Source organism: Neisseria sp. P0014.S009 (assembly GCF_051958155.1).
Classification (GTDB): Bacteria; Pseudomonadota; Gammaproteobacteria; order Burkholderiales; family Neisseriaceae; genus Neisseria; species Neisseria flavescens_C.
This window is the reverse complement of the sequence record NZ_JBQCVS010000003.1, coordinates 103639-122409: the sequence shown is the minus strand read 5'-3', so window position 1 is coordinate 122409 and position 18771 is coordinate 103639. Positions and strand designations below refer to the sequence as shown.

General features: G+C 50.9%; 17 protein-coding genes. 1 reads left to right on the top strand and 16 read right to left on the bottom strand.

Annotation, left to right across the window (positions count from 1 at the left end):
* Positions 1-33 precede the first annotated feature (33 nt).
* The 13 genes from murJ to frr all read right to left on the bottom strand — a co-directional run bounded on the left by murJ (position 34) and on the right by frr (position 14176).
* Positions 34-1572 (bottom strand): murein biosynthesis integral membrane protein MurJ, encoded by a 1539-nt coding sequence (gene murJ, locus ACTHS4_RS03960; RefSeq protein WP_440365524.1) that lies wholly within the window; start codon positions 1570-1572, stop codon positions 34-36.
* A gap of 9 nt (positions 1573-1581) precedes the next feature.
* Positions 1582-2757: a lipid-A-disaccharide synthase gene (gene lpxB / locus ACTHS4_RS03955; protein WP_070826753.1), complete on the bottom strand. Its 1176-nt coding sequence runs from the start codon at positions 2755-2757 to the stop codon at positions 1582-1584.
* A 161-nt stretch (positions 2758-2918) separates the two neighbouring features.
* The gene (gene lpxA, locus ACTHS4_RS03950) at positions 2919-3695 is read right to left on the bottom strand and encodes an acyl-ACP--UDP-N-acetylglucosamine O-acyltransferase (RefSeq protein ID WP_070826752.1); all 777 of its coding nucleotides are present in this window, start codon (positions 3693-3695) and stop codon (positions 2919-2921) included.
* 74 nt (positions 3696-3769) lie between these two features.
* Positions 3770-4219, bottom strand: coding sequence for a 3-hydroxyacyl-ACP dehydratase FabZ (gene fabZ, locus ACTHS4_RS03945; protein WP_003681704.1), 450 nt, complete (start codon positions 4217-4219; stop codon positions 3770-3772).
* 73 nt (positions 4220-4292) lie between these two features.
* A complete protein-coding gene (lpxD, locus tag ACTHS4_RS03940; protein ID WP_070826750.1) occupies positions 4293-5333 on the bottom strand; it encodes a UDP-3-O-(3-hydroxymyristoyl)glucosamine N-acyltransferase in 1041 nt (346 codons plus the stop codon).
* 101 nt (positions 5334-5434) lie between these two features.
* Positions 5435-5944 carry an OmpH family outer membrane protein gene (locus tag ACTHS4_RS03935; protein WP_070826748.1) on the bottom strand — a complete coding sequence of 170 codons (510 nt, stop codon included), beginning with the start codon at positions 5942-5944 and terminating at the stop codon, positions 5435-5437.
* 111 nt (positions 5945-6055) lie between these two features.
* Positions 6056-8458, bottom strand: a complete 2403-nt coding sequence (gene bamA, locus ACTHS4_RS03930) for an outer membrane protein assembly factor BamA (RefSeq protein ID WP_070826747.1) — start codon at positions 8456-8458, stop codon at positions 6056-6058.
* A 3-nt stretch (positions 8459-8461) separates the two neighbouring features.
* Entirely contained in the window at positions 8462-9802 is a 1341-nt protein-coding gene (rseP, locus tag ACTHS4_RS03925) for an RIP metalloprotease RseP (RefSeq protein WP_440365523.1), read from the bottom strand.
* Positions 9803-9887: 85 nt separating this feature from the next.
* Positions 9888-11114: a 1-deoxy-D-xylulose-5-phosphate reductoisomerase gene (ispC, locus tag ACTHS4_RS03920; protein WP_070826795.1), complete on the bottom strand. Its 1227-nt coding sequence runs from the start codon at positions 11112-11114 to the stop codon at positions 9888-9890.
* Between the two features lie 117 nt (positions 11115-11231).
* Positions 11232-11981 (bottom strand): SIMPL domain-containing protein, encoded by a 750-nt coding sequence (locus tag ACTHS4_RS03915; RefSeq protein ID WP_070826743.1) that lies wholly within the window; start codon positions 11979-11981, stop codon positions 11232-11234.
* A gap of 33 nt (positions 11982-12014) precedes the next feature.
* Positions 12015-12809, bottom strand: coding sequence for a phosphatidate cytidylyltransferase (locus ACTHS4_RS03910; protein ID WP_070826742.1), 795 nt, complete (start codon positions 12807-12809; stop codon positions 12015-12017).
* A gap of 5 nt (positions 12810-12814) precedes the next feature.
* The gene (locus ACTHS4_RS03905) at positions 12815-13561 is read right to left on the bottom strand and encodes an isoprenyl transferase (protein WP_003686603.1); all 747 of its coding nucleotides are present in this window, start codon (positions 13559-13561) and stop codon (positions 12815-12817) included.
* A gap of 57 nt (positions 13562-13618) precedes the next feature.
* Positions 13619-14176, bottom strand: a complete 558-nt coding sequence (gene frr / locus ACTHS4_RS03900; protein ID WP_063068560.1) for a ribosome recycling factor — start codon at positions 14174-14176, stop codon at positions 13619-13621.
* 577 nt (positions 14177-14753) lie between these two features.
* Between frr and ACTHS4_RS03895 the strand changes: the two genes are divergently transcribed.
* Positions 14754-15206, top strand: coding sequence for a hypothetical protein (locus ACTHS4_RS03895; protein ID WP_036493924.1), 453 nt, complete (start codon positions 14754-14756; stop codon positions 15204-15206).
* Between the two features lie 91 nt (positions 15207-15297).
* Here ACTHS4_RS03895 and ACTHS4_RS03890 read toward each other — a convergent pair whose 3' ends face one another.
* The 3 genes from ACTHS4_RS03890 to ACTHS4_RS03880 form a co-directional block, all read right to left on the bottom strand.
* The gene (locus ACTHS4_RS03890; RefSeq protein WP_070826738.1) at positions 15298-15597 is read right to left on the bottom strand and encodes a DUF2818 family protein; all 300 of its coding nucleotides are present in this window, start codon (positions 15595-15597) and stop codon (positions 15298-15300) included.
* 219 nt (positions 15598-15816) lie between these two features.
* Positions 15817-17259, bottom strand: a complete 1443-nt coding sequence (nuoN, locus tag ACTHS4_RS03885; RefSeq protein ID WP_070826735.1) for an NADH-quinone oxidoreductase subunit NuoN — start codon at positions 17257-17259, stop codon at positions 15817-15819.
* A 9-nt stretch (positions 17260-17268) separates the two neighbouring features.
* Positions 17269-18765: an NADH-quinone oxidoreductase subunit M gene (locus ACTHS4_RS03880; RefSeq protein WP_070461043.1), complete on the bottom strand. Its 1497-nt coding sequence runs from the start codon at positions 18763-18765 to the stop codon at positions 17269-17271.
* Positions 18766-18771 lie beyond the last annotated feature (6 nt).

The following is an 18771-nucleotide window of genomic DNA, read 5'->3' as shown; positions in this document are numbered from 1 at the left end:
GTCTTTAAGCCAAGCTATACGCCCTCCAGCTGCTTATTTTTCCACCCTGCGGAAATGGTGCGGACGGAAGCCGAGCGCGGCGAGGGAAACGAAGTAGAGGCCTCCGCCCAAGGCAATCAGAATGCAGAGTTGGCCTGCTTTTTTAAAGCCGCCGACGTGCACCCATTCAAACGGCAGATAATATTGCGCCAGCCACAAACCGCCACCCATGACGACCAAAGAGATGACCATTTTAACCAAAAACGCTGCCCAACCTTTACCGGGGCGGTAGATGCCGTGTTTACGCAAAAGGAAAAACAGCAAACCTGCATTCAGACACGCGCCCAAACCGATAGCGAGAGACAGGCCGACGTGTTTAAGCGGCGAAATGAAGGCAAGGTTCATCAACTGCGTGCAAATCAGCGTGAAAATAGCGACTTTAACGGGGGTTTTGATGTTTTGGTGCGCGTAGAAACCGGGAGCCAACACTTTAATCATAATCAGACCGATCAAGCCGAAGGAATAGGCAATCAGCGCGTGTTGGGTCATTTGCGCGTCGTGCAGCGTAAATTCACGGTACATGAACAAGGTCGTAACCAGAGGGAAAGACAACACGGCAAGGCCGACGGCGGCAGGCAGGGTCAGCAGCATGCACAGGCGTAAACCCCAGTCGAGCAGGCCGGAAAACTGCTCGGTATCCTGACTGGCGGCGTGTTTGGACAAGGTAGGCAGCAAAATCGTACCGAGTGCCACGCCCAAAACGCCGGTAGGCAATTCCATCAGCCGGTCGGCGTAATACATCCATGACACGCTGCCGGACTGCAAAAATGAGGCAAAAATGGTGTTGATAACCAAGGAAATCTGCGCCACGCTCACGCCCAAAATAGCCGGCCCCATCTGTTTCATTACGCGGTTGACCGCCGCATCTTTAAAGCTGAGTTTGGGCATTTTCAAGAAGCCCAGTTTCGCCAACCAAGGCAGTTGGAACACCAGCTGCAACACGCCGCCGACAAATACCGCCCACGCCAAAGCCATAACAGGCGGATCAAAATACGGCACGAAGAACAGGGAAAAGATGATAAAGGAGATGTTCAAAAAAGTCGGCGTAAAGGCGGGAATGCCGAATTTATGATAGGAATTGAGTATTGAGCCGACAAAAGACGACAAAGAAATCAAAAAGATATAAGGAAACGTCACCCGCAGCAGGTCGATGGAGAGCTGAAACTTATCGGCTTCTTTGGCAAAACCGGGCGCAGAAACATAAATCACCCACGGCGCGGCAAGTATACCCAGCGCGGTAACGATGACCAGTACAAACGACAGCATACCGGCCACATGGCGCACAAACGCCTGCGTAGCTTCGGGCGAGCGGGTTTCTTTGTATTCCGCCAAAATCGGTACGAAGGCTTGGGCAAATGCGCCCTCTGCAAACACGCGCCGCAGCAGGTTGGGCAGTTTAAACGCGACAAAAAACGCATCCGTCGCCATGCCTGCACCAAACGCACGAGCAATAATCGTATCGCGCACAAAGCCCAAAATGCGCGACACCATCGTCAGGCTGCCAACCTTAGCCAAGGCTCCCAATAAATTCATGTATTTTCCTTAATTGTCTTTCAGGCCGTCTGAAAATCCGGCTTCCTCCAATACTGCCGCCGCCGCCAATGCCGCCGTATCTTTTTTCAACAGCAGATGCAAGGCGTGGAAATCCTGTTCCAACGCGGCCACGGCTTCAGGGCGGTCATACCAGTCTGCAACGGCCTGCGCCAGTTTTTCAGGGACGGCATCGTGTTGCAGCAGCTCGGGAACGGCGGCTTTACCCAACAGAATATTGGGCAAACCGACATGCGGCACTTTGATTTTGTTTTTCACATACGCATAAGTCAGCGGCGAAATTTTGTAGCTGATGACCATAGGCCGCTTGCACAAGGCCACTTCCAAAGTCGCCGTACCACTGGTAACCAATACCACGTCGGCAGCGGTGCAAACCGTATCCGACTGCTTGTCGGTCAACGTAATGGGAAGGGCAGCAAATTCAGGTTGCGCCAAAATTTCGCTAATGCGTTTGCGCGTTGCGGCCGTTGCCACAGGCAGTAAAAACTGTGCCTGCGGATAACGTTTCAGCAGCAGTAAGGCCGTCTGAAAAAACACCGCCGCCATGTAATCGATTTCGCTCACGCGGCTGCCGGGCAATATGGCAAACACAGGTACGTCCGCAGGCACACCCAGCTTCTGCCGCGCCGCCGCCCTATCCGCTTCCACGGGCATGGTTTGCGCCATCGGATGGCCGACAAACTCAGCCTTGCCGCCGGCATCGATATAAAGCTGCGGCTCCATCGGAAACAGGCACAACACGCGGTTGACCTGATGCACGATTTTATTGACCCGTTCTCGCCGCCAAGCCCAAACCGACGGGCTGACGTAATGAATGGTATGAATGCCTGCCTGCTTGAGTTTTTCCGCCACGCCGAGATTGAAGTCCGGCGCATCGATGCCGATAAACACATCCGGCTTGAGGCGGATTAAATCGCTCACCAGCCCTTTGCGGATTTTCAAAATCTGCGGCAGGCGTTTGATGACCTCAACAAAACCGCGCACCGCCAGCTTTTCCTGATCGTATAAACTCTCAAAACCCTCCGCCTTCATGCGCTCGCCGCCGATGCCGGTAAACCGCGCATTCGGGCAACGCGCCTTAATGGCACGGATTAAGTGTGCGCCGAGCAAGTCGCCGGAAGCTTCGCCTACGCTGATGGCGATAAGGGGGGAAGAATTGGGGTTCATGTGTTATTGAGGTTTGGAAGCTAAAAGATTTTGTGGCGGACGTTTGCCCGCCCGTTTTCAGACGGCATCGGCAGCAAACAGACAGGAAACTGCCCTACTACGTGGATTTTTGCAATCCAAAGGCCGTCTGAAAAAGTTTCAGACGGCCTTCAATCCATCCATCAACGGATAATGCCGCGTGTGGATTGTGCAAAAAAGTCTTTAAATACCGCCAATTCGCTTTGGGTTTCGGCACGTTTCAGAATGTCTGTCTTGGCCTCTTCAAACGGAATGCCGCGATGGTAAATGGTTTTATACACATCTTTGACGGAGGCAATCTGTTCGGCAGTGAAACCGTTGCGGCGCATACCTTCGCTGTTGAGGCCGGCCGGTTCGGCGCGGTAGCCTGCAGCCATAAAGTATGGCGGTACGTCTTTGTGTACGCCGGCGGCAAACGCGGTCATGGCGTAGTCGCCGATTTGGCAGAATTGGAACACCAGCGTGTAGCCACCCAAGACGACGTAGTCGCCGATGGTAACGTGGCCTGCGAGTGAGGCGTTGTTGGCGAAGATGGTATGGTTGCCGACCACGCAGTCATGGGCGAGGTGGCAGTAGGCCATAATCCAGTTGTCATCGCCGATACGGGTTTCGCCGATGCCGGTGACCGTACCGAGGTTGAACGTCGTAAATTCGCGAATGGTGTTGCCGTTGCCGATAATCAGCTTGGTCGGCTCGTTGCGGTATTTTTTGTCCTGCGGAATTTCACCGAGGCTGGCAAATTGGAAAATGCGGTTGTTTTCACCGATGGTCGTATGGCCGTTGATGACGACGTGCGGGCCGATTTCGGTATTCGCACCGATTTGGACATTGGGGCCGATGATGCTGTATGGGCCGACTTTGACGCTGGAGTCAAGTTCGGCTTTAGGGTCGATGACGGCGGTCGGATGGATAAGGGTCATGCTGTCTCCTTGCTGTCTGATACAGGTATTGCCTGCAAGATGCCGTTTGAACTTTCAGACGGCCTGTCCCATTCTTACACCACGCGTTTGGCGCACATAATCACGGCTTCAACGGCAACTTGGCCGTCGACTTTGGCAACGGCGTTGAATTTGCCGATACCGCGTTTGTTGGTCAGCAGCTCGACTTCAAAAACCAGTTGGTCGCCGGGGATAACTTGGCGTTTGAAACGGGCGTCATCGATACCGGCGAAGAAGAAGAATTCGTTTTCTTTGCGGCCGCCTTCGCTGAGGATGGCCAGTGTGCCGCACGCTTGCGCCATGGCTTCGATAATCAGCACGCCGGGCATCACGGGCAGGTCGGGAAAGTGGCCTTGGAACTGCGGCTCGTTCATGGTGACGTTTTTAATTGCAGTCAGGGTTTTCATCGGTTCGAACGCAGTAATGCGGTCGAGTTGCAAAAACGGATAACGGTGTGGGATAAGTTTTTGAATGTCTTTGGCTTCGATCGGGAGTTGTACGTCCATGATGTTCGTCTTTCCTTATTTGTATTGGGTTTAAACGTATTCGGATGCGGGGCGCGGACTGTTTGCGCCGCCTTTAGGCTTCGTCGCTGTCGGCAAGCTGTTTTTCCAGCGTTTTGAGGCGTTTGTTCATTTCGCTCAAACGGTGGATATAAACGGCATTGCGCGCCCAGTCTTTGTAGCCCGACATCGGGAAAATACCGGCCAAATGCTGGCCGCTTTCGGTAATGCTGTGGGTAACGGATGTACCGCCGCCGATGGTGGTTTTATCGGCGATTTCAATGTGTCCGACCGTGCCGACGCCGCCGCCGATAATACAATAATTGCCGATGGTGACGCTGCCGGAAATGCCGGTTTTGGCGGCGATAACGGTGTGCGAACCGATTTTGCAGTTGTGACCGATTTGGACTTGGTTGTCGATTTTAGTACCGTTGCCGACGGTCGTATCGCTCATCGCGCCGCGGTCGATATTGGTGTTCGAACCGATTTCCACATCATCGCCCAGCGTGACTGCGCCGGTTTGCGGGATTTTGAACCATGAATCGCCGGCGAAGGCCAAGCCGAAACCGTCCGCACCGATGACTGCGCCGCTGTGGATTTCGACACGGTTGCCCAAAGTGCAGCCGTAATAGATGACAGCGTTGGGACGCAGCACGACTTCATCGCCCAACGTACAATCGTGTTGGACAACGGCATTGGCCAAAATACGGCAGCCTTCGCCCAATACGGTATTCGCGCCGATATAGGCATTCGCGCCGATTTCGCAGCTTGCCGGCACTTTGGCGCTGGCCTCGACAACGGCGGTCGGATGTATGCCGCCCTGTGCTTTGACAATCGGCGAGAACAATCGTGCCACTTTGGCAAAATAAAGATAAGGGTCGGCAGCCACAATCAGGTTGCGGTCTGCAAATTCGTCTGCGGCTTTCGGTGACACAATCACTGCGCCTGCCTGGCTGTCATGCACTTCGGCTTTGTATTTCGGGTTGGCCAAAAAGCTGATGTGTTCCGCCTGCGCCTGATCCAACGGACGGACGGCAGTAATGGCGATGTCTTCGCCTTTCCATTCGCCGCCAAGTTGGGAAACGATTTGGGACAGGGTGTATGCTTGTGAAGTCATGATAATCTGCCGTCAAGATGTCAGGCCGTCTGAAAGATGCCGGTTTGGGTTTCAGACGGCCTTAGGTTTGTCTGTATGGTCACATTCGCTACCGAGCAGGGTCAGTGAGCGTTTAGGGCTTTGATAACGCTGTCGGTAATGTCGTAGCGGCCGTTGACGTAAATCACGTCCTGCAAGATGAAGTCGTAACCTTCGTGTTTGGCCAAATCGACGATGACGCGGTTGGCATTTTGCTGGAGCGCGGCGAATTCTTCATTGCGGCGCAGGTTGTAGTCTTCTGCCAACTCGGCCTGCTGCTTGCGGAATTTCTGTACCAGATTGCGCCATTTTTGGGTTTCCGCTTCCCTTTGGTTGTCGCTGAGCTTGTCGCCGCTCAGTTTTCGCTCTAAAGCCTCGCCTTCCTGTTGCAGCTTTTGCAAGGCGGTTTGACGGCTTTTGAACTCTTTTTCCAAAGTCATCTGAATGTTTTGCGCCTGCTTGGATTCCTGATAAACGCGCTCGGTATTGATAAAACCGATTTTCTGCACGCCATCCGCCGCCGCTTGCGGCAACAGCACGAAACCCGACAGGGCTACGGCGAGGACACGGAGGGTGTCGGCTATTTTACTCATGATAAAAATCCTTGCTTGAAAACAAACGGGCGGTTTGCAATAAGCTTGCCGCCAATCTGCCATGAGGCCGTCTGAAACGGACAAACCCGGTTTCAGACGGCCTAAACATCATCAGAATGTCGTACCGAGTTGGAATTGGAAGCGTTGGATTTCGTCGCCTTCTTTTTTCTTAATCGGATAAGCATAACTGAACTTCATCGGACCCAGCGGAGAGAGCCAGGTCACGGCAGCACCGGCAGAGTAACGCAATTCGTTTTTGAATGTCGATTTGTGCGTTGTGCCTACGCCATACACGTTTTGAAGCGCGCCATTGGTGTAATAAGAATTGCTGCTGCCGTCATTGTAGGTTTTGTCGTCCCACACGCTGCCCGCATCGGCAAACAGGCTCAAACGGACGGTACGCGAGTCTTTAATGCCCGGCATCGGGAAGAGCAACTCTGCGGAAACGTTGGCTTTTTTGTTACCGCCGTAGCTGATTTTCTCGCCGTATTCGTCATAAACTTTCGGGCCCAGCGTACCGCTTTCAAAGCCGCGGACAGAGCCTAAACCGCCGCCGTAGAAGTTTTCAAAGAACGGCATGGTTTTGGTTTTGCCGTAGCCGTTGCCATAACCGACTTCTCCACCCAGCATCAATGTGAAATCTTTGCTCAACGGGAAGAACCAAGTTTGGTTGTGGGTCAGGGTGTAGTATTGCAGGTCGCTGCCCGGCAAGGCGATTTCGCCGTTTACGCCGGTCAGGTAACCGCGGGTCGGCCACAAGGCATTGTCGGTTTTGTTGCGGCCCCAGCCGATGGTGCCTTTGTACAACCAGCCTTTGAAGTTACCCACTCCGTTGCCGTTGCCTTTACCGTATTGGTTGATAAAGTCAGCATAGCGTTTAGGCGCGCCTTTGTAGGTGTTCACGGTCAGACGCTCTGCGGCCAAACCGAAATTCACACGGTCATATTCGGTAACCGGAATACCGATACGCAAACCGCCGCCGAAAGTTGTAGTTTTATATTGTTTCGCGCTGGAAGAAGCTTTACGCGGGTCATAAGACTTGCCATAAAGGTCGTAGCCCAAGCTTACGCCGTCCGGTGTGAAGTATGGGTCGGTAAACGACAACGAGCCGTTTACTGTGGTTTTACTGCGGGAAGCGCGCAGGGCAACGGATTTACCCGTACCGAACAGGTTGTCTTGAGCCACGCCGGCAGACATTACCAAACCGGTATCCTGAACCCAACCCGCGCTCAAGTCGAGCGATCCGGTAGAACGTTCGGTCAGGCTCATGTTCAGGTCAACTTGGTCAGGCGTATTGGCCACAGGAACCGCATCAAATTGAACGTTGTCGAAGTAGCCCAACAACTCAACGCGCTCTTTAGAACGTTGCAGTTTGGCAGAGTCGTAAGGCGCCGATTCCATTTGACGCAACTCGCGGCGGATGACTTCGTCACGGGTTTTGTTGTTGCCGGTAATATTGATTTCGTTTACATAGATTTTGCGGCCCGGTTGAACGGTCAGAACAAAATCAACGGTATGCGTTTCGGCATTTGGAATCGGTTGGACATTGATTTCGCTAAATGCGTAACCTGCCTGACCCATGCGGTTTTGAATGGCTTCGAGCGAATTGGACATTTGCGCGCGCTCGTACCATTTGCCCGGCTTCATGGTCAGCAGTTTTTCCAAATCTTCTTTCGGCACTTCCAGCGTATCGCCTTCGATGCGTACATTGCCCCAGCGGAAGCGGTCGCCTTCGCTGACGGTTACTTTAATGGTTTGCTTGGTTTTGTCTTCGTTGGTTTGGATGTCGGTATCCAAAATACGGAAGTTGAAGTAGCCGTTGTTTTGGTAGTAATTGGTGATTTTTTCCATGTCCTGAGCAAATTTTTGCTCATTGAACTGGTTGCTCTTAGTGATCCAAGTCCACATACCGCCTTCGCTCAGGGACATTTGTTTCAGCAGGCGGCGGTCGGAATAAACTTCGTTGCCTTCAAATGAAATATCGGTAATCTTGGTAGATTTGCCCTCTTCGATGGCAATATCGATAGATACGCGGTTACGGGCGAGTTTGGTTACAGTCGGAGTGATTTGGACAGACTGTTTGCCACGGCTCAAATACTCTTCTTTCAAACCGGCAACGGCTTGGTTTAGCGTTGCTTGGTTGAAGTATTGGGATTGCGACAAACCAAATGCTTCAAGGTTTTTCTTGATGGCATCGTTTTGCAGCATTTTTGCGCCGGTAATATTGAGCGAGCTGATGGTCGGACGCTCAATCACGGTCAGCAGGACTTGATTGTCCATGGTTTCGACGCGTACGTCGTCAAAGAAACCGGTTGCGTAGAGTTTTTTGATGATTTCTTCACTGCGCGCATCATTGAAATTATCACCGACTTTAACGGGCAGGTAGTTGAAGACGGTACTCGGCTCGGTGCGTTGCAGGCCTTCGACGCGGATGTCCTGAATGGTAAAGTCAGCCAATGCCATTGGCGACAGGCTCAATACCATTAAAGCGGAAGCAATCTGGTTCAGTTTCATAAATTATCCAAACAAACGGTTGATGTCATTAAAGAAAGCCACAGCCATCATCAAAAGCATGGCTGCCAGTCCGAAGCGCAGGCCGACTGCCTGTATGCGCTCGCTCAAAGGCTTTCCGCGTATCCATTCGGCGGTATAGAAAACCAGATGTCCGCCGTCTAAAACGGGCACGGGCAAAAGGTTCAACACGCCTAAGCTGATGCTGACCAAGGCCAGAAATTCGAGGTAGCTCTGCAATCCGAGTTTGGCGGATTGTCCGGCGACATCGGCAATGGTCAGGGGGCCGGAAATATGGTTTAAAGAGGCATTGCCTGTAACCAGTTTTCCAAAAAATTTGAGGGTCGTCCACGAATAGTTGACGGTTTTGTTCCAACCCAATTCAAAGGCTTGGGCAACGGAAGGCGTATAACGGTAGCGGATGGTTTTATCCCACTCTTTATCCGCCTGGGCGGCAAGCCCGGCTCTACCCACCAGCACGCCTGCCGACTGCTCGACGCTGTCCGGCCGGATAGCGGTCGCCAGTATTTTACCGTCGCGCTCGTAAGTCAGTTCGATTCGTTTGCCGGGGCTGGCGCGGAAGAGTTCCGTCCATGCCTGCCAGCTTTCGATGGACTTCCCATCGGCGGTCAGCAGTTTGTCGTTTTCCTTCAAACCTGCTTTTTCGGCCGGACTATTGGCCAAGACTTTGCCGATACGGTTAGTAATTCTAAAAGGCAAAAGGCCGATGTTGCCTTGGCTTTTCGCAACTTTACCTGCTTCAGGCGTGCCGGCGGCATCAATTATGCGGATGGCTTGGGTATTTGAGGCCGTCTGAACAGCGACTTTTACAGGGCCGGCTTCAAGGTTCAACACCATCTCGGTTTGCGCATCGCTCCAGTCTTTAACGGCGATTCCGTTAACCGATACAATTTTATCGCCCGCCTGAAAACCTGCTTTGGCGGCAATACTACTAGGCTCAACCATGCCGACATAGGGGCGCAACTCGGTCACGCCAAAGGAAAAGCTCAAACCGTAAAGCAAAACGGCCAAAATCAAATTGGTCAAAGGGCCGGCGGCGACAATGGCGATGCGCTTGGCCGGATGCTGCTTGTCAAAGGCGTACGGCAAATCTGCCTCTGCCACCTCGCCTTCGCGCGTATCGACCATTTTAACGTAACCGCCCAGCGGAATCGGGGCAAGACACCACTCGGTATCGCCACGTTTTCGGGTAAAAAAGGGCTTACCGAAGCCGACAGAAAAGCGCACGACTTTAACGCCGCACCAGCGGGCAACAATATAGTGTCCGAACTCATGCAGGCTGACCAAAATCAGAATGGCGACGATAAAGGCTAAAAAGGTTTGCAAAAAAATCCCCTGAGTGGAATGTAATAATCAGCGGATAAGGCCGTCTGAAAACCGATTATAAAGGCAGTTGTTCCATTTTGTCTGCCTAAATGCCAAGCGGTTGGCGTTTCAGACGGCCTGTCATTGAAGCCTTATATTTACCGATAAAGGCTTCTGCCTGTCTGCGTGTTTGCGCGTCTTGCGCCAGCAGGCCTTCGATACCGTGACGGCCGTCTGAAAAATCCTGGGCAAGGCAGTGGGCTACGATTTGGGCAATATCGGTAAACTTGATGCGTTTATCCAAGAAAGCGGCCACGGCCACTTCGTTTGCGGCGTTCAACACGCAAGGCGCGGCGCCGCCTGCATTCATGGCCTGATAGGCAAGTTTCAAACACGGGAAACGGTCAAAGTCAGGCTTTTGGAAGGTCAACGCGGACAATGCGCCGAAATCCAGCTCGCCCACGCCGGAATCGATACGTTCGGGCAGACCCAAACAATAAGCAATCGGCGTACGCATATCGGGATTGCCCAATTGCGCCAATACCGAACCATCGCGATAACGCACCATGCTGTGTATCACAGATTGCGGATGAATGACGACTTCCAGCTTTTCCGGCGGACAGTTAAACAGCCAATGCGCCTCAATCAATTCCAAGCCCTTATTCATCATTGACGCGGAATCGACGGAAATTTTGCGCCCCATGCTCCAATTCGGATGCTTGACCGCCTGCTCGGGCGTAATGCTGTCAAATGTACTTAAATCGGCGTTAAGGAAGGGTCCGCCCGATGCGGTCAGGATAATCGAATTGATACCGTGCTCATTCAGACGGCCTGTGTAATCCCTTGGCAATACTTGGAAGATGGCGTTGTGTTCGCTGTCAATCGGCAAGATGGTGGCGCCGTTTTGACGGGCGGTTTCCATAAACAATGCGCCGGAAACCACCAGCGTTTCTTTGTTTGCCAGATAAATGGTTTTGCCTTTTTGAGCGGCAGCCAAAGCCGACGGCAAGCCGGCCGCGCCGACAATGGCACACATCACGCCGCTGACTTCATCGGCGGAGGCGACATCAATCAGGGCTTGAGAACCATATAAAACCTGCGTATTGATGCCTTCTTGTTTGAGTTTCTTTTCCAGCTCGGCAGCATGGCCGGCATCGCCGACAACGGCATATTCCGGGCAGAACTGTTTGCATTGCGCCGCCAGCTTGTCCACCTGCCTATGCCCTGCCAGCGCGAACACGCGGAATTTTTCGGGATGGCGGGAAACAACGTCTAAAGTGCTTTCGCCTATGCTGCCGGTACTGCCTAATATGGTCAGAACTTGTTGTGTCATGGTGTGTTCTTTGTGTGCTGTGCAAACGGTATTCATTGTGTTTGAAATAGATTTCTTTGCCGTTTCCAATTTTCAGACGGCCTTTTACCTCCCGGCTAAACAGGCCATCTGAAAGAATTACTCAATGCCGTATTCGATGGTAACAACCAGTCGGACTTGTTTGCCGACGGTGCTTTTATCGTAAGAACCGCCGTATTCATCATCCTCGCTGCTGCCGGTGTCGGCATAGATGTTGAACGAACCTTGCGAAGCAGAACGCATGGCGCCCACTTTACCGCCGCCGGTTTTGGCAAATTCGACCGCGCGTTTCTGCGCATCCTCAGTCGCCTGCGTAATCAAATCACGTTTGATGGTTTCCAAATTGCCCAGCAAATATTGCGGATTGTCGAAGCGGATGAATTCATTTTGCGCACGGAAATTCAAAATGGCACGCTGGGCGGCTTGGATTTTGTCCAATTTTTTGGTGTTGACCACAATATTGAGGTCGCCATCGTAGCCGTTGGGCGTGCGGGTTACGTTGCCCAGTTCGTCACGGGTTTCATTGAAAACGCGCGACACTTCGGGCAGGCCCACTTTCATTTCAGCCGCCGCAAAGCCTTGCTCACCCAAAAACTTAGACAGCTTCTTGCGTCTTGCCGTCAGTAAATCCAAAACTTCCTGATAGCTCTCGCCGTGCGCGTTCACCCCCGTATTCCACGTCGCGCTGTCGGATTGGAAGTTTTTCTCCGCCAGACCTTTTACAGTAATCGTCCCCGGCTGGCGCAGATTCTTAAACTGCACGCCCAAAATAAACGCCGCAGCCATCAATCCCAATGCCAACAATACGCCCAAGATCGATAAAGATGAAATCTGTTTTTGTTCGGACATAATCAGCTCCCTCAACCACGTCAGACAGGCGGTTTAAAACAAATATACAAAAGCGGCATAAATGCTGATAACGGCAATCAGGCTGTCCACACGGTCGAACACGCCGCCGTGTCCCGGCAACAGATTGCTGCTGTCTTTGATACCGGCCGCACGTTTGAGCCAGCTTTCCAGCAAATCGCCGCACACGCTGACAACGGTCAGAATCAAGCCGATCAAAATCGTTTTGAACCACCCGGCTTCAAAAGCCAGCCAACCGGCTTTCCATACGATGGTCATGTACACGACAACGCACAATGCACCGCCGATCGCACCTTCCCAGCTTTTACCCGGGCTGATGGTCGGCGCAATTTTGCGCTTGCCAAACGACTTGCCGCAGAAATACGCGCCAATATCGGCCACCCACACCAAACCCATAATCGCCAATAAAGACAGCGCGTCTTCAGGCTGAGGGCGCAGGTAAACCAGTGCGAACCAAAACGGCATCACCAACAACCAACCGACTGTGTAAGCCTGCCAGCCGCCGTTTAACTTCCATTTTGCTTTCAGCCACCAAGGCATGACAATCAGCCAAAACGCCAATACGACATACCAAACCAAATCAGGCAACTGCCAACCGCCGGCATAGGCAATCACGCCGAACACCAGCGTTGAAGCCAAATAATGGTTGATTTTCAGCTTGTCCAAGCCACTCATGCGGGCATATTCCCACAAAGTTAGCATGGCAATCAGGCCGCAAAACGCAGCCCACAGCCACATAGGTGCATAAAACAGCATACCCAGCATCAGCGGCAAAAGCCACAGCGCTGTCAAAATCCGTTGTTTCAACATAGTCCTCAACCCCGTTGCTGCTCAACCGGCAGCTGCTCGGAAGTCCGCCCGAAGCGGCGCTCCCGTTTTTGGAACGAAGCAATCGCCTCGTTCAGCGATTTTTCATTAAAATCAGGCCACAGCGTATCCGTAAAATACAATTCCGCATACGCCATCTGCCACAGCAGGAAATTACTGATGCGCGTCTCGCCACCGGTTCGGATAAACAAATCCGGCTCGGGTGCATCGCCCAACATCAAGTAACGCGACAACGCCTCTTCCGTAATCTCAGTTACACCTTCGGCAATCAACTGATTTGCCGCCTGCAAAATATCCCAGCGGCCGCCATAATCGGCGGCAATGCTCAAAGTCAAACCGGTATTATTTGCCGTCAACGCCTCGGCCGCCTCAATCCCCTTCAGGATTTCAGCATTAAACCGCTCGCGGCTGCCGATGATCCTCAAGCGCATATTGTTATCGTGCAAACGGCGCACCTGCTTTTGCAAAGCCTGCAAAAACAGCCCCATCAGAAAAGAAACCTCTTCCTCGGGGCGTCGCCAGTTTTCAGTCGAAAAAGCAAACACGGTCAAATACTGCACACCCAGTTCAGCACAATGCTTCACCATGTTCTCCAGCGCATCCAAGCCGCGCTTATGCCCCATTACACGGGGAAGAAAACGCTTCTTTGCCCAACGTCCGTTGCCGTCCATAATCACAGCAATATGTCGGGGGATGGCAGAGTGTTCCAAAATCGTCTGCGTACTGCTTTTCATGTCTGCCTTTCAAGGAGCAAACCGTCCAAAGGCCGTCTGAACGGTTTGCACACAGGATTAAATCGCCATCAAATCTTCTTCTTTGGCAGCCAAGAGCTTGTCTGCCTCAGCAATGTATTTGTCGGTCAACTTCTGAACCGCTTCCTCGCCACGGCGGGCTTCATCTTCAGAAATCTCTTTGTCTTTCAACAATTTTTTGATATGGTCGTTTGCATCACGGCGCACATTGCGGATAGACACACGGCCCTCTTCCGCCTCACCGCGCACTACTTTGATCAAATCCTTACGGCGTTCCTCAGTCAGCATAGGCATAGGGACACGGATCAAATCACCGACAGAAGCAGGGTTCAGACCCAAATTGGAATCACGAATCGCTTTCTCAACTTTTGCAGCCATATTGCTCTCGAAAGGTTTCACACCAATCGTACGCGCATCCAAAAGCGTCACGTTTGCCACTTGGCTCACAGGCACCATACTGCCCCAGTATTCCACTTCCACTTGGTCGAGCAGGCCGGTATGCGCACGGCCGGTACGCACCTTAGCCAAGTTTTCTTTCAACACTTCCAGAGAACGCTGCATTTTGCCTTCAGCTGTCTTTTGAATATCATTAATCATCTTATACTTTCAATTTCATAGGAATAAAACAGGATTAACCGAGAATAGTACCGTTAAACCGCCCCCACGACAAGGCTTTACGCCCCAACAGCCTTGTTTTCTAACCGATATTTAACATCAAACAAAATAAAGGCCGTCTGAAAATCTTTCAGACGGCCTTTATTGTTTCAAGCAACTACATCAACTCGGCCTTTTCCTGAATTTATTTGGAAACTAAGCTTCTATCTTGAGACCATTGTTTCCATCCACACAAAGAACGAATTTTATTGCTAATAGATATAAACAACTCTACTCTTTTCAATCGAAATGAATTTCCTCGGGAAATATACCGATAATCGGTTATAATGACCGATTATCTAAATTGATTAAACATATCAAATAACTGTAGCATTGAATTTACTATGTTACAATGTTTGCAAATGTTACACATAACTACGTAAAGAAATCTCGATATGAGATTTCTTTTTAATCACTTTTAAAGACTTATATTTCATTCAACCATTGAGAGATAAAAAATGAAAAAAGCCTTTTCTATCTTTTCCATCAGTCTTCTGACTCTAAATACGGGGTATTAATTATGCGAAAACTTATTTTTACAGTTCTATTCATCCTCCCCTCTTTTTCTTTGGCTGGAAACTTACATTGTAAAAAGCCCGTAGAAGAAATGATTGGGGAAAGCCAAAGATGCTTTTACCAAGGGGGACTAAGCGATGCCATTACTGCTTTTAGCAAATATTCTGCTCAATGGAATAAAAAGAAAGGTGAGTCCATCCCTTTTCTTTGGTTTCCCATTTTAAAAAACGGCATACCCAAAACAACCGTAACAATGGCACAATTACCAAAATCTCGTTCTGTAACGCCTTTCTCAGAAACTAAAGACTATCCTTTGGAGACCATTGTTGCCGGTATTGAATGGAAAAACAAAAATAAAGTCAAAATTATGGGATGTGTTTATGAGACAGATTATTGTCTCTCCGCTACTTTTATCCAAAAAGAAGATAAAGTCTTTATTGAATCCATATCTACCTAACTCAAAGATGTAGTCATTGCCACCTACATTCTCAAATACAAGGCCGTCTGAAAATCTTTCAGACGGCCTTTTCCTTATTTAAATCCAATTCCTACTCTCTATTTCGCTCATTCCAAAAGTAACGCCATACGAAGCATGGGAAGGCAAAAATCAGGTAGAGGCAGACAACGGTCGCGTAAAACTCCCAATCTTGGGCATGTACGGCTCCTGCGCGCGATTCGAGGATATAAGCGAGGATTGCAGTAAGAAGGAAGCCTGCCAGCAATTCGATCAAGTGATGGCCGATGTGTTTGCGTTTCAGGGCGATGATGCCGAAGAATTTGGTGGTAATAAATGGTGCGTTGGCAAAGATAATTGCCAACAGCAAAAGAATGTACATGGATGCGGTCATGATGGTCTTTCTGTTTTCAGACGGCCTGTATGTGATTTTAACATGTTAAATGGGCATTCTTGCCCATCATTATCCGTGGAATATTCAATATCTTGATGATACCCGCTTGATGATTGTTCAAAGGCTTGAGGCCGTCTGAACTTGGGTATTTTTCATCCGAATGCGAATCCTAACAAAAACGGCGACTTTGGAACAGCCGCCGTTGGTTTTGTTTGAAGTTTACAGGGTATTTTCCAATGCTTTGGCACACCAGTCGATAACGGTTTGCGGCATGATACCCCACAGGAGCAGCAGGAAGGCATTGACCGTCAGGACAAATTTGGCGGCATAGTTGCTGCCGACCGGCTGATCATGGTCAGGCGCATCGAAGTAGATGACTTTGACCACGCGCAGGTAGTAGAACGCGCCAATCAGCGACATGATGACGGCAAACACTGACAACCAAACATGACCTTGTTTCAAGAGTGCCATAATCACGCCGAATTTGGCGTAAAAACCCATCAGCGGCGGAATACCCGCCATGGAGAACATGGACAGCAACATCAAGAAGGCAAACCATGCATGGCGTTGGTTAAGGCCTGCGAGGTCTTTGATGTCTTCACACTCAATGTCTTTGGTAGACAATACCATCAAAACACCGAAGCTGACTGCCGCCATCAAAGCATAGGTAATGGCGTAATACAAACCTGCGGTAAAGCCGACCGCACCTGCCATAAACGCCAACAGGATAAAGCCCATGTGCGATACGGTGGAATAGGCAAGCATGCGTTTGATATTGGTTTGCATAATGGCGGCAAGGTTACCGACTACCAACGATGCAACGGCAAGAATGGCCAACATCGGCGCCCAGTCTGAATGTACTGTACCCATGCCGGTCACAAGAATACGGAACGCAAAGACAACGGCGGCAATTTTCGGAGCCGTGCCCACAAAGGCGGCAACGGATGTCGGCGCGCCATCGTACACATCGGGTACCCACATATGGAATGGAACCGCACCCAATTTAAATGCAATGGCGACCACAATAAACACCATACCTAATTTCAACAACCATTCATTGGCCTGCTCATTGAAAGCAGAAGCCAAGACGGAAGCAAAATCAAGAGAACCGGTGGCGCCGTAAACCATGGAAATACCATAGAGCAGCAAACCGGAGGCCAACGCGCCCAATACGAAGTATTTCAGCGCAGCCTCGGCAGAACGGCCGGAATCGCGGCGCAGGGCAATCATGGCGTACAGCGACAAAGACAACAATTCCAAACCGATATACGCTGTCAGGAAATGTGCCGCGCTGACCATGACGCTCATGCCCAACAGGGCAAACAGCGACAGGGTGTAAAACTCGCCTTTAAAGATTTGGCGGTCTTGGTTGTACGGTTTACTGTAAATAAACAGACCAAACGTCAGCGCATACAGCACCAGTTTTGCCAAACGGGACATGCCGTCTGCAATATACATACCGTGAAAGGCATCGACACTGCCCTGCTCCCATACCGCCAATTGGGTAATAGCCACAATAATGACCGTTCCCAAACTCATCAGATGGGTTAAATAGCGGTTTTTATCGCAAATCCACAAGTCTGCCAGCAATACGACACCCAATAGCGCAAGCAGCACGATTTCGGGCATGGCGGGCATTAAATTCAAATCAGACCAGTTCATTTACACACCTCAAATCTTGCTTTGTGCCACATGGGCAATCAAATCGTTTGCCGCTTGATGTACCACTTCGATAAACGCTTGCGGATACAGACCCATGCCCAAAACAGCAACCGCCAAAATCGCCAAAATCGCAAATTCGCGGCAATTGATGTCTTTCATTTCGGCAACGTGCGGATTGTGGATCGCACCAAAAATAACGCGTTTGTACATCCACAGGGTATAAGACGCACCGTAAATCAAGGTCATAGCAGCCAACGCGCCTACCCAGAAATTCACTTTAACCGCACCCATAATCACCATAAACTCGCCCACGAAGCCGGAAGTTGCAGGCAGACCGGCATTAGCCATACCGAACAACATCATAAACGCCGCAAACTTAGGCATCACATTGACCACGCCGCCATAATCGGCAATATTGCGGGTATGCAGGCGGTCGTACATCACGCCGATACACATAAACATCGCGGCAGACACAAAACCGTGGGAAATCATTTGAATGATTGCGCCTTTCAATGCCCAGTCATTCAGTTGGCCGTTCACAAACAGGAACATGCCTAAAGTGACAAAACCCATATGGCTGATGGAAGAGTACGCCACCAGTTTTTTCATATCGGTTTGCACCAAAGCCACCATACCGATATAAATCACGGCAATCAGGCTCAATACGATGATTACAGGGGCAAAATAGCGTGCCGCATCCGGCATAATCGGCAGGATAAAGCGCAAGAAACCATACGCACCCAGTTTCAGCGTAATCGCCGCCAACACCATCGAACCGCCAGTCGGCGCTTCAACGTGGGCATCCGGCAACCAAGTGTGCACGGGGAACATCGGCACTTTTACGGCAAATGACAGGAAGAACGCCACAAACAAAAGCTGTTGTACGCCCAACGGAATCTGTTTGATGTTTTGGAAATCGACAATAGAGAAGCTGCCTGTTTGATAGTACAGGTAAACCATGGCAACCAGCATCAAAAGCGAACCCATCAGCGTATAGAGGAACAGCTTGACCGACGCATAGACACGGCGCGGGCCGCCCCATACACCGATAATCAGGTACAGCGGAATCAGCATACCCTCGAAGAACACATAAAACAGAATCGCATCCTGAGCGGCAAACGCGCCGTTAATCAAACCCGACATCATCAGGAATGCCGCCATATACTGCGCCGGACGTTTCTGAATGACTTCCCAACCGGCCAATACCACCAGCAGCGTAATAAACGCATTCAAGATGATAAAGAGCACTGAAATACCGTCCACGCCCAATGCGTAGTTGATTTTCAGCAGCGGAATCCACTCGTGGAACTCGGTAAACTGATAGCCGCCGCTCAAACGGTCGAAACCGGTAAACAGGGGCAGCGTTACCAAGAAACCGGCAAGCGCACCCATGAAGGCAAGCACACGCGCCAGCGGCGCACGGCTGTCTTTACCGGTCGCCAAAACCAGCACACCTGCGGCGATGGGTATCCATATTGCCAAGCTGAGTAGGTAGTTGGAAAACATAGTGGT

Coding starts and splice junctions, on each gene's coding strand:
- lpxA (WP_070826752.1), bottom strand. CDS start 3,695: ATGACCCTTATCCATCCGACCGCCGTCATCGACCCTAAAGCCGAACTT.
- lpxB (WP_070826753.1), bottom strand. CDS start 2,757: ATGAACCCCAATTCTTCCCCCCTTATCGCCATCAGCGTAGGCGAAGCT.
- ACTHS4_RS03935 (WP_070826748.1), bottom strand. CDS start 5,944: ATGAGTAAAATAGCCGACACCCTCCGTGTCCTCGCCGTAGCCCTGTCG.
- ACTHS4_RS03905 (WP_003686603.1), bottom strand. CDS start 13,561: ATGAAAAGCAGTACGCAGACGATTTTGGAACACTCTGCCATCCCCCGA.
- ispC (WP_070826795.1), bottom strand. CDS start 11,114: ATGACACAACAAGTTCTGACCATATTAGGCAGTACCGGCAGCATAGGC.
- frr (WP_063068560.1), bottom strand. CDS start 14,176: ATGATTAATGATATTCAAAAGACAGCTGAAGGCAAAATGCAGCGTTCT.
- ACTHS4_RS03895 (WP_036493924.1), top strand. CDS start 14,754: ATGCGAAAACTTATTTTTACAGTTCTATTCATCCTCCCCTCTTTTTCT.
- ACTHS4_RS03880 (WP_070461043.1), bottom strand. CDS start 18,765: ATGTTTTCCAACTACCTACTCAGCTTGGCAATATGGATACCCATCGCC.
- nuoN (WP_070826735.1), bottom strand. CDS start 17,259: ATGAACTGGTCTGATTTGAATTTAATGCCCGCCATGCCCGAAATCGTG.
- murJ (WP_440365524.1), bottom strand. CDS start 1,572: ATGAATTTATTGGGAGCCTTGGCTAAGGTTGGCAGCCTGACGATGGTG.
- fabZ (WP_003681704.1), bottom strand. CDS start 4,219: ATGGACGTACAACTCCCGATCGAAGCCAAAGACATTCAAAAACTTATC.
- ACTHS4_RS03890 (WP_070826738.1), bottom strand. CDS start 15,597: ATGACCGCATCCATGTACATTCTTTTGCTGTTGGCAATTATCTTTGCC.
- ACTHS4_RS03910 (WP_070826742.1), bottom strand. CDS start 12,809: ATGTTGAAACAACGGATTTTGACAGCGCTGTGGCTTTTGCCGCTGATG.
- bamA (WP_070826747.1), bottom strand. CDS start 8,458: ATGAAACTGAACCAGATTGCTTCCGCTTTAATGGTATTGAGCCTGTCG.
- ACTHS4_RS03915 (WP_070826743.1), bottom strand. CDS start 11,981: ATGTCCGAACAAAAACAGATTTCATCTTTATCGATCTTGGGCGTATTG.
- lpxD (WP_070826750.1), bottom strand. CDS start 5,333: ATGACTTCACAAGCATACACCCTGTCCCAAATCGTTTCCCAACTTGGC.